This is a genomic window from Roseimaritima sediminicola (assembly GCF_009618275.1).
Lineage (GTDB): Bacteria > Planctomycetota > Planctomycetia > Pirellulales > Pirellulaceae > Roseimaritima > Roseimaritima sediminicola.
In genome coordinates, this window is record NZ_WIAD01000006.1 from 188,757 (window position 1) to 199,576 (window position 10,820).

Here is a 10,820-nt window from a genome sequence, read left to right on the forward strand (position 1 = left end):
CTCGAATCTCAAATCTCAAATCTCAAATCTCAAATCTCAAATTTCATGGCTGAACCAACGCTGCAAGAAGTCGCCGTATCGCTGTCGGCCCAACCGTATTCTATTTTCATCGGTTCGGACTGGTGGAGCGGGGTAGGCGATAAAATTCGGCAGTGTCTGCCCGATATGACACACGCGGTGCTGGTTTACGACTCGGAGGTCCGCAGCAGTTGGGCCGAACCGCTGGGCGAACAGCTCCGCGGCGGGGGCGTCCGCGTGGACGCGGCCGAGGTGCTTTCCGGGGAAAGCAGCAAGAGTGTCCAGCGTTTGGAGCAGTTGTGGGAGCAGATGCGAGTCGATCGAGCGGACCGCCATTCGGTCGTCATCGCCGTGGGCGGCGGCGTGGTGGGAGACCTGGCCGGGTTTGCCGCTGCGACATTCAACCGCGGCATCCGCTTGGTTCAGGTGCCGACGACGTTGCTGTCGCAGGTCGATAGCAGCGTGGGCGGCAAGACGGGAATTAACTTGCCCGACGCCAAGAACATTGTCGGCGCGTTCTGGCAGCCGTCGTTGGTGGCGATCGACACGGCGACCCTGACGACGCTGCCGCCGCGGATCTTTCACAGCGGGCTGGCGGAAGTGGCCAAGTACGGGGTGATCGCCGACGAAGCATTCTTCGCTTGGCTGGAACAGAACGCCGAACCGCTGGCGGCCGCCGAACCGGCCGCCGTGCGGCATGCGGTGGCCGTCAGTTGCCAGACCAAGGCGGCGGTCGTGGCCGAGGACGAACGCGAAACCAGCGGACGCCGCGCGATCCTAAACTATGGCCACACCTTCGGGCACGCCATCGAAGCCACGGCCGGTTACTGGTCACTGCTGCATGGCGAAGCCGTCGCGATCGGGATGCAGATGGCCGCCCACCTGGCTCAGATGCTGGGCCGTGTCGACAATGCTTTTATCGCTCGCCAGCACGATCTGTTGACCCGCCTGCAGTTGCCGGTTCACTGGCCCGATGCCGACCCGGCGGCCATGCTGGAAACGATGCGCAGCGACAAGAAGGTGGCCCATGGTAAACTTCGTTTTGTCCTGCCGACGCGGCTCGGTCACGTGGAACTGGTCGGTGACATCGACCCGGCGTTGATCGTGGCCGCGATTGAAAAGTGTTGCGACCAATAAGGCTTGCCATGCATGTGACGATCTGGAACGAATACGTTCACGAACGCTCCGACGAGGCGGTCCGAAAGGTCTATCCCGACGGTATTCACGCCGTGTTGGCCGCGGCGGTTGGCGAGCAATTGGGGGCCGAGGTCACCGTACGCACCGCGACGCTGGACCAGCCAGAGCATGGGCTCGGTCAAGCCGTGCTGGACGAGACGGATGTGTTGCTGTGGTGGGGACACGCCGCCCACGACGAGGTCGACGACGAAGTGGTCGCACGCGTGCAGCAGCGGGTTTGGCAGGGCATGGGATTGTTGGTCCTGCACAGCGGACACGGCAGCAAGATCTTCCAGCGTTTGATGGGCACCGGGTGTATGTTGCGGTGGCGCGAAGCCGGCGAGCGCGAGCGACTGTGGATCGTCGACCCCTCGCACGAAATCGTCGACGGCCTCGACGCGGCTTACTTCGACCTCCCTCAAGCCGAGATGTACGGCGAGTTCTTCGACATCCCGCAGCCGGACGAGCTGGTTTTGATCAGCTGGTTCGAGGGCGGCGAGGTGTTTCGCAGCGGGTGCACGTTTCGCCGCGGCAAAGGCAAAATCTTTTATTTCCGCCCGGGACACGAGACGTATCCGATCTATTACGACCCAAACATCCGCAAGATCCTCGGCAACGCCATCCGCTGGGCCCGCCCCAGCGGTTCACCCTACCAAATCGACGCCCAGCACTGCCCGTAGTTGGTTGTGTCTACCCGCAGGCGACACCCCAGGCTCGCGCCTGGGGCTAGTGCATGTCGCCACTGCCGTGGCTGTTGCGCCCAGAGCTTCGCACGCCAACCAGTGAATCCGCCGGAGCCAGGCTGCGGGGGAGAGGGGAGAAAACGTTACATTCTATCGCTCCGCTCCCCTACATTAATTCCGCCGGAGGCAGGAGATTTGCGATTTGAGATTTACCTCTCCACGCTTGTTCGCATCTGCTCGACCGCTTGTTCCCATTGCTCGTCGCTGGCGAAGAAGCGTTTGGGCAGCAGGATAAAGAGGTCGGAGTCGCGGTCGAAACGCAGCCAAAGGATGTTCTCGGTGTGCCCGAAGCCGTGAAAGCGTGACCAGTCGGTCGAGGATTGTTCGATATTATTCAGCAGCGTCAGCCGCCGGGCGTCCAGCCAGCCGGAGATGTGCATCAGCGGTTGTTCCGGGTCGCTGAACGGACGCAGCGTTCTGGAAAAGAACAGCCAGAACAAATAGTCCACCGCCAACAACGGAATCAGCGCCATCGCCGCGTAGTACCAGCCAGCGGTCAGCACCAACAGGATCCAGGCCAGGTGCAGCAACAGCACGACCGCGACGACCTTGCGGACGCTGAGACGGCGCAGCTCCGGCAGCGGCGTACCGGTCAAATCGGCCGAGCGTAGCATGCCCTCGAAGGCGATGGCATCGGCACCGCGCTGGCCGACGTGGACCGGGGCGTCAAACGGACGAGCGATCCGCTCGTCCAGAATCCCCAACGCTGGTCGCGGGTTATGCAACGCGTAATGCGTGAACAATTGCCCGGCCGTCGCCGGATCGCTGAAGCCGCGTTCGGGAAGGATCTGCTTGGAGGCACCCCGCAGATCGTAGGCGAGAATAAATTGTTCTTCGCGGTGCTCGAATGACAACAGCGAATGATGAGGCCACCAGGACACGCCGTCGTCGGTTTGCAGCAGAAAACCGTCGTCATCCAATTGCCCTTGCCGCGGTTTGAGGGCTCGCGGATAACGTTTCAGGTACAGTTCCGCCGCGTACCATTTACGGTAGAACGCCGTAGCGGCCAGCATCGTCGGGATGCCGATGATTAATAGCGCGAAGACGTTTTCGCTGGCTGCAACCGGAAAGGGAGCCAGGGAACGAGTGGCCCACCAGATCTGGTTGACGACGTACCCGATCAACAACAGGCCCAGGACGCCCAACAGAATACCGTCGCTGAGCAGCGGCGAATCGCTGCGGAGCGCGCGCCGCAGGTCTTCGGCGGTGAGCGTTGCCGCATACCGAATGGGCCCCGGCTGGGGCGGCACGGCTTGCTCATCGACCTCGCGCGGCGGCTGGTAGGGGTTTTCGGAAGGCAAGTGGGACATAGCCTGTATCACGTCGACGGGAAGGAACCGTTAGGATAAGCCATACGATGAACGTGATGCGAAACTCGCTACCGACGGCCACTCCCGCCGAACGCCGCTGTGTAGCCTGGGCGTTCGCCTGGTTCTTTTGCATTCTGGCGGCGTACTTTGTGTTGCGTCCCGTGCGGGAGACGTTTGCCGTAGCGCGCGGGACCGGGGAATTGCCTGGGTTGTTCGCGGCCACGCTGCTGGCCGTGGTCATCGCTTCGCCCCTCTTCGCCGCTCTGGCAGCCCGCCTTTCGAGGCGGCGGTTGGTCAAAACGGTCTACCGTTTTTTCGCGGTGAACATCGCCCTTTTTTGGGCCGCGGCGCAGCTGGACGCACCGCGGCTGGAGCCTTGGTTGGCGCGAGGTTTCTTTGTGTGGATCAGCCTGTTCGCCCTGTTCAATACGTCGGTGTTTTGGAGTGTGATGGCGGACTTGTTCAGCAACGCCCAGGCGAAACGGCTGTTCGGCTGGGTGGCCGCCGGCGGGACTTGCGGCGCGTTGGCCGGATCGCTGTTGACCGCGACGCTGGCCAGCCAGCTCGGTCCAAATTGGTTGCTGCTGTTGCCGATCGTGTTCCTGGAACTGGGGGTGCAGTTCGCTTCGCAATTGCAGCGGCACGCCGAAACGTTGCCCGAGCAAACGCCCAGTACCCGTTTGGCTCGTCCGACCGGCGGGTCGGTTTGGGCCGGACTGGCGCGCGTCGTTAGATCGCCGTACCTGTTAACGATCTGTGGGTTTCTGCTGCTGGGCCAATTCGCCGCAACGCATCTGTACCTAACGCAAATCGAAATCGTCGAGCGGTTTGTATCCACCACCGAGCGGACGTCGCTGTTCGCGATGCTGAATCTGGCCACACAACTGTTGACGCTGGCCTTGCAAACGTTCGTGTTCGCTGCGATTGCGCGACGCAAAGGCGTCGCGCCGGTGCTGGTGACGGTACCGCTGATCTACGCCGGTTGCTTTCTGGCACTGAACCTGGCACCGCGCTTGGAAACGTTGGTGGTCGTGGTCGTGTTGTGCAGCGGTTTGACCTACGGCATGATCGTGCCGTCGCGCGAGGTGCTGTTTACGGTGGTCAGCCGCGAAGACAAGTACAAGTCCAAGAACTTCATCGATACCGCCATCATGCGCGGTGGCGATACGACCAGCGCCACCATCCTGGGCTGGCTGCAGCCGGCGTTGTTGAGCACCGCTTTCGTCATCGCGGTCATGGGGCCGCTGGCCCTGTTGTGGGGAGCCGTCGGCTGGTGGCTCGGGCGGCGGCAGCAGCGTCTGGCCGCGTGGACGCGCGCCTCGTCGGTAGCGCCGGCGGCGACCCGGTCTGTCGATTGATCACGGTCTGTTCGCGGCAAGCTATTGCTCGCTGGACGTCGTGGGGCGCGGCTCCGCCGAGGTGAAATGTGCGAGAACGCCGTCGAGGTATGCTTTGCGATCCCGTTGCTGCGGTGAAAACGTGAAGCCTGTATCGGTCAGGGGTTGATCCAGGGCATGTCGCATCAGGTTGTGCATCAGGTAACGCCCTTCCCCGACGGTCATGTGGATGGCATCGCGATACAGCTGAGCCAGGGAATCAAAGGGAGCTTCGTCCCGCTGGATCTCCGCGGAGATCCGGTGGATGGCTTCGGCGGCTCGCGTCGAGCGGATGGTGCGTTGCGGATGCCGCTGGCGAAGCGTCTCGAGCAGGGCAGCGAAATAGGCTTCGTTGTGAGTCATCGTTTCGGCATCCTGCGAAGCGTATTCCTGGTCGGCTTTGTCGTGAAAGGCCCAGCCGGTGTGCAGCACCAAGGTCGCCGCGGGTTGCATCTGCAACCAATGCTCGATCGTTCGCAGGTCCTGGTCCAGCGTCGTGCCGTAATGCGGCTGGACGACCAGATAGTCGTACTGCAATTGGTCCAGTGCCGTCGGCCACAGGTGGGAAGACGTGACGCAGGGCTGCGCCGGATCTTCCCGAATGTGCTGAAGACTCTTGCCACAATCGACATGCCAGTTGACGAAGTGTTGTAGTTTCGACGGCACGGTGTCCCAGGTCAGAGAATTGCCGATCAAGTAGACGCGAGGCTGGCGCGGCAGCACGGTATTGTCACGCAGCGTGATGTTCTCTTCCGGCGTGCTGTTATAGCGGACCGGCGGCGTGTCGGCGGTTTCCAGTTCCCACTGGTTCTGCTCGGCAAGGTTTTCGCCGGCGCGGTGGAAACGTAGCGGGCTCTTGGAGATACGGCGAAATCGGTTTTCGGAAATCGTAAAGCCCGTCGTGCCCTCATCCAAGAACATCCCATTGCTTTCGGCTCGGCCGGCGTTCAGGGGTACGTCGGTGATCGTGTTGTGGTGCAGGCGGCTGGCCGGCTGGCGACCCAGCGTGTAGATGCCGCCGCCGTCGCTTAACACCTGCATCACGCGGCGGATCTGATTGTGGTGCACGTTGTTGTTCTTCGCGGGCGAAGGGCCATCGTTCCAGAGCCATCCCAGTGAAATGCCGGTGTAGGGACAGTCTTCGATGCGGTTGTTGGCGATCTCCAGGTTCTCGTGCAGGGCGGCCCAGATCCCGACCGCGCCCATCAGCACGCGGCCGACGCGGCGCACGTCGCAGTCCTCGACACGATTGTTGCGCGGCACCTGTTCGGGTGCCGATTGATACCAGGGACGACCGGCGACCTGCCGCGAATTGTTCTCGCCCAGGTTGATCCCGTTGCCACCGATGTCTTCGAAGCGGCACTGTCGGATCGAACAGTCCACCGATCGGCTGCCGATCCACAGGGCCGTATTGCCAAGGGCTCGAAACGTGCAATCGGTGACCTCACAGCCGTGGGCCTGTGTCAGGTGTACCGCCGCCGACAGCATCGGGCGGTTGCCCGTCGTCCGTTCGCCTTGCTCGCTGCGCGGTTCGTGCATCGTGGCCTGGGCCCCGGCGAGACCGCCGGCAGGCATCGGAAACCGCGAGCCGGTGAAGGTCAAGTTTCGAAGGTTTAGATTTTGGATCTGGCCGCCTTCGTCATCGCCGGCGAGGAGCAGATGATCCAGTACGGGCAGTTCTACCCGCGGCGCAGGCTCGTCGCTGGCGGCCAACAAGACCACTTCGTTGGCTTCGCGATCGAAGGTCCATTCCCCGGGAACGTCGGCCAGCGCCGGGTGTCCTTCCAGCCAGTACCGCGGTTGTTTTTCGAAGTGGTCGATCGCGTAATGCGGCGCCGAGCAACCGATCGGTCCGACGGTTTCCAGAACGAAGTTCTGATGGTTCAGCGTGCGCACCGGCAACCGGCTGGAGGACCAATCGTGCAGCAGGATCAGATCGCAGACGCCGGTATACGGAGAAACGTCGTCGGGGATGTCCGCCGGATCGAACCGAAAACCGCTGCGGCGATTCTCCGCCGCGGCGACGATTCTCGCGTAGCCCACGTTGGGATGCCTCGCCGGTGAACGCAGGCGACCGTCGACCACCAGCACACGAGGAATCTCCGTGGCGAAGGCGGCCGGCACGTCGTATCGCCAACGTCCCTGCTCCGTCCCGTCGTCGGCTTGCAGTTCCATCGCCCCGCTCAGCACCGTGGGTTGATCCGCCGCGCCTTCGATGGTCAGCCCCTCGCCGACCAACGCCGCATCCAAGCGAATCGTCTCGGCCAGCCGATACGTGCCGCTTTGCAAGCGAATCGTTTTGGGGGCCGCATCGCCCTGCTCTCGCAAGGTGCGCAGCTGGCCGAGGACCACGTCCAGCGTCGCCGGCCCTTCGGGTGTGGCCGAAAGCACATCCTGGGCAACCGCCAGGGACGATAAACTGGTCGACAAAACGAGCGTGGCCAGAAACAGGCCGCGGCGAAACGAATGCAGGAGCATGGCGGGAGTGGGTTGTTAAGTTTGGGGGAGGACGGGTGGGGAGGGATCCCCATTGTAACGCCACCCGTTCTGCCGCGCCGCCCTGCCCTTAGTCGTTTTCCGCGGACGATCCCGTCAGGTAGGTGTAGCTGGATAGGCCCTGCTCGTAGAACCGCAGGAAGCGACCCGCCTGTTGGTTGTCGATGCGGTTTTCTCCCACCGCTTGCTCGACCATCGTCTGCACGCGCCGCACCAGGTCGCGTTCGTCGTACTGCACATAGCCGAGGACTTCGCGGACGGTGTCGCCGGCGACGATGTCGCGGATGATCGGCTGGCCGTTGCCCGGATCGACGTCGACGTGCACCGCGTGGGTGTCGCCAAACAGATTGTGCAAGTCGCCCAGGATCTCCTGATAAGCCCCCACCAAAAACGCCCCCAGCATGTAGGGCGAACCATCAAAGGGATGCAGCGGCAGCGTGTTTTTAACGCTTCGCCGATCGGTAAACCGATCGATCTTGCCGTCGCTGTCGCAGGTGATATCTCCCAGTACGGCGTGCCGCGTGGGGGCTTCGTCCAGGCGATGAATCGGCATGATCGGAAACAGTTGTTTGATCGCCCAGCTGTCCGGAACGGACTGAAACAGCGAAAAGTTGCAGAAGTAATTGTCCGACAGCATGCGGTCCAGGTTTTCCAGTTCCTCGGGAACGTAGTCCATGTCCTGCACGCACTTTCGAATCCGCTGGCAGGTGGCAAAGAAAACATTCTCGGCGACCACGCGTTGCTCCAGCGACAGGTACCCGCTGGCAAACAGATTCATTGCCATGTCGAGGCTGGCCTGGCAATCGTGAAAGGATTCGACGACGTTGCGTGCGTTGACTTCCCGGTATGTGTTGTGCAAGTCCACGACGGGTTGTTCGTAATCGTCCGGCAGGGTTGCTGGGATTTCGTTCTGTTCGCCTTGCGTGGTCACCCCCAGCACGCCAAACACCAACACGCTGTGATGGGCGGCAACGGCTCGGCCACTTTCGCTGAAAATAATCGGATGCGGCACCTGGGCTTCGTCGCACACCACCTTGATCTGATAGACCACGTCGTTGGCGTACTCCTGCGTGGTGTAATTCATGCTGGATTCGTAATTGGTCTGCGAACCGTCATAGTCCACTCCCAAACCGCCGCCGACGTCCAGGTATTCGAGGCCGGCACCACGCCGATGCAGTTCGCAGTAAACCCGCACCGCTTCGTTGATCGCGGCTTTGATCGGGCGGATGTTCGTGATCTGGCTGCCCAGGTGGAAATGAAGCAACTTGCAGCAGTCCAGCATCCCGCGCGACTCCAGCAGGTTTACCGCCCGCATCACCTCGCTGACCGTCAGCCCGAACTTGCTGCGGTAGCCGCCGGAGGACTGCCAGCGACCCTGGCCGCGAGCGGCCAGTTTGACGCGGATGCCGATATTGGGCCGCACATCCAGCTGTTGGGCATGGACCAGAATCCGCTCCAGTTCGCTGAACTTCTCCACGACCGGGATCACGGTCCGCCCCAGCTTCTGGCAGATCATCGCCAAATGAATGAACTCGTCATCCTTGAACCCGTTGCAGACGATCGGCATGCTGGGGTGGCAATGCGCGGCGACCGCCATCAGTTCGGGTTTGCTGCCCGCCTCCAGCCCCGCACCGAGTTCCGTTCCGAACTCGACCAGTTTCTCGATCACTTCTCGTTGTTGGTTGACCTTGATCGGGAAGATGCAGCGGTAATGGCTTTGGTAATCGTTGGCCTGCATTGCTGTGGCAAAACAGTCGTGCATCTCGCGTAGGCGATCGCGCAGAATGCCGTTGAAGCGCAGCAACACCGGCAGCTCGTAGCCGCGTTGCTGCAGGCGATCGCAGATTTCTTTCAGACACACCGATTGCTGGGGATCGCGGCTGGGGTGGACCAGCAGGTTCCCGGCCGGATCGATGGAGAAATAGCCGTTGCCCCATCGCTGGACATCGTACAGTTCGGCGGACTCGGCAACGGTCCAGTTTCGGGACGCAGAGGCAAGCGACATCAAAGGTTGCGGGCCGCGAGGCCCGCCCGGTGGGAGGTAGGGGCGGGAACAGGGGAACAGCAACCGCCGTTCGCTCGCGGAACTCGACGGAATCGCCTGGTACCGTAGCCGCGCTTGTTCGACAGTGGGGGATTTTATCCACGTTGCCGTCCACCACGCGAGCCGTGATCGGTTTTTTTCGGGTTCATTTCCGAGGCTGATTCGGGATGGCCATGTGACATCCGCCGAGAGTTGCCGATCGCAGGCAGGAGGCTCAGCGGTTCCTTCTGCCACGCCCCTTGCCGTCCTTGTCGTCGTCCTGGGCTCTGGCCAAGAACACGTCGACCATCTCAAACCCGGCGATGGCCTGATCCCAGATCGTCCGTGCGGACAATTCCGTGGGCGTGCTGCGAGTTTTCGCTTTGGAATCTACTTCGCTGTAGCTAGCCGACAGAACGTCACGAAGATCATTCACGGCAAACTTCAGGAACAAATCGTCGTGGCCGTCACCATCGACGTCCATGACTTTCCAACGCAACGGATTGGCACCGGCGAAAACCACGGAACTGGGATCGATTTGGGAACCGGTCAGCTGGGCCGTACCCCACAGCGTAATCGAGACCTTGCCATTGCTGCCCAGATTGATACGGCGGCTGTCCAGCGCATACTCGACGTTCAGCGTGCCGGACTGGACGGTCACTGTCACTGTGGCGGAATCCCGTCCACCCTGCCCATCCCGAACTTCATAGATGAACGAGTCTTCGCCGGAAAAGCCGGCGACCGGCGTGTAGGTGAGCGTACCGTCGGCGTTGACAGCGGCGGAACCGTTGGCCGGTTGCGAAGCGAGCGAGACCGCCAAAGTGTCGCCGTCGACATCTCCGTCATTGCTCAACACGTCGATCGTGATGGCGGTGTCCTGCGACGTGGTTGTTGCGTCCGCGTTGGCCACCGGGGGATCATTCACCGGGTTTACCATAACGGAGACTTCGGCCGTGTCGCTGGCACCACTGGCGTCGCGAACCTCGTAGCGGAATGTATCGCTGCCGTGGAAGTTTGCCGCGGGCGTGTAAGTGATCCAACCGTGGGCATCGACCACCGCGGTGCCATGAGCAGCCTGACCGTCGAGCGTTACGGTCAGGTCGCTGTCGTCGAGGTCGACGTCATTGCCCAGGACATCGATCGTGACGGTCGTGTCTTCCGGGGTGGTCGCCGAGTCGTCGCTGGCCCTGGGAGCGTCGTTGACGGGGACGACCGTGACGGTGACCACGGCCTTGTCGCTGGCCTGCTGGGGATCGGAAAGCGAGTAGGCGAACGAGTCGATGCCGGAGAAGTTGGCAACAGGCGTATAAGTGATGGAACCGTCGAGATTTAATTGCAAGGAACCTGCAGAGGGCTGTTCGTGAATGGCCACCGACAATGCGTCCCCATCGACGTCGCCGTCATTGTCCAAGACATCGATCGAGATCGGGGTGTCTTCATTCGTCGTCACGGCGTCGTCGACGGCGACAGGCGTGTCATTGACAGACGCGACCGTGATGGTGATGGTGGCCGTATTGGCGCCGCCGGCCCCGTCGTCGATTTGGTACGTGAGGGAATCGGTCCCGTGGAAATTAAGGTTCGGCGTGTAGACGATGTCGCCGTCACCGTTAATCGTCGCCGAACCGTTGGTCGGGTCGGCGACCTGCGAAACGGTTAGAGTGTCGCCGTCGATGTCGCT

The 10,820-nt window shown here is 61.9% G+C and carries 7 protein-coding genes; 3 read left to right on the forward strand and 4 right to left on the reverse strand.

Annotated features, from left to right (window positions below):
- The first annotated feature begins 45 nt into the window (after positions 1 to 45).
- Positions 46 to 1,155: a 3-dehydroquinate synthase gene (aroB, locus tag GE027_RS05770; RefSeq protein ID WP_153556223.1), complete on the forward strand. Its 1,110-nt coding sequence runs from the start codon at positions 46 to 48 to the stop codon at positions 1,153 to 1,155.
- Positions 1,156 to 1,163: 8 nt separating this feature from the next.
- Positions 1,164 to 1,874 carry a ThuA domain-containing protein gene (locus tag GE027_RS05775; RefSeq protein ID WP_153556224.1) on the forward strand — a complete coding sequence of 237 codons (711 nt, stop codon included), beginning with the start codon at positions 1,164 to 1,166 and terminating at the stop codon, positions 1,872 to 1,874.
- 212 nt (positions 1,875 to 2,086) lie between these two features.
- Here the strand turns inward: GE027_RS05775 and GE027_RS05780 are convergent, their stop codons facing one another.
- Positions 2,087 to 3,247, reverse strand: a complete 1,161-nt coding sequence (locus GE027_RS05780; RefSeq protein ID WP_153556225.1) for a hypothetical protein — start codon at positions 3,245 to 3,247, stop codon at positions 2,087 to 2,089.
- 56 nt (positions 3,248 to 3,303) lie between these two features.
- Between GE027_RS05780 and GE027_RS05785 the strand changes: the two genes are divergently transcribed.
- Positions 3,304 to 4,605 (forward strand): NTP/NDP exchange transporter, encoded by a 1,302-nt coding sequence (locus GE027_RS05785; RefSeq protein WP_153556226.1) that lies wholly within the window; start codon positions 3,304 to 3,306, stop codon positions 4,603 to 4,605.
- Positions 4,606 to 4,626: 21 nt separating this feature from the next.
- Here GE027_RS05785 and GE027_RS05790 read toward each other — a convergent pair whose 3' ends face one another.
- The 3 genes from GE027_RS05790 to GE027_RS05800 form a co-directional block, all read right to left on the reverse strand.
- Entirely contained in the window at positions 4,627 to 7,101 is a 2,475-nt protein-coding gene (locus GE027_RS05790; protein WP_153556227.1) for a right-handed parallel beta-helix repeat-containing protein, read from the reverse strand.
- A gap of 88 nt (positions 7,102 to 7,189) precedes the next feature.
- A complete protein-coding gene (speA, locus tag GE027_RS05795) occupies positions 7,190 to 9,124 on the reverse strand; it encodes a biosynthetic arginine decarboxylase (RefSeq protein WP_153556228.1) in 1,935 nt (644 codons plus the stop codon).
- Positions 9,125 to 9,377: 253 nt separating this feature from the next.
- Positions 9,378 to 10,820: Ig-like domain-containing protein (locus GE027_RS05800; RefSeq protein ID WP_153556229.1), on the reverse strand; the 1,443-nt coding region annotated here is incomplete at its 5' end.

What these genes read in the sequence shown, in the direction of transcription:
- aroB (WP_153556223.1), top strand. Translation starts at nt 46, where the DNA reads ATGGCTGAACCAACGCTGCAAGAAGTCGCCGTATCGCTGTCGGCCCAA.
- GE027_RS05775 (WP_153556224.1), top strand. Translation starts at nt 1,164, where the DNA reads ATGCATGTGACGATCTGGAACGAATACGTTCACGAACGCTCCGACGAG.
- GE027_RS05780 (WP_153556225.1), bottom strand. Translation starts at nt 3,247, where the DNA reads ATGTCCCACTTGCCTTCCGAAAACCCCTACCAGCCGCCGCGCGAGGTC.
- GE027_RS05785 (WP_153556226.1), top strand. Translation starts at nt 3,304, where the DNA reads ATGCGAAACTCGCTACCGACGGCCACTCCCGCCGAACGCCGCTGTGTA.
- GE027_RS05790 (WP_153556227.1), bottom strand. Translation starts at nt 7,101, where the DNA reads ATGCTCCTGCATTCGTTTCGCCGCGGCCTGTTTCTGGCCACGCTCGTT.
- speA (WP_153556228.1), bottom strand. Translation starts at nt 9,124, where the DNA reads ATGTCGCTTGCCTCTGCGTCCCGAAACTGGACCGTTGCCGAGTCCGCC.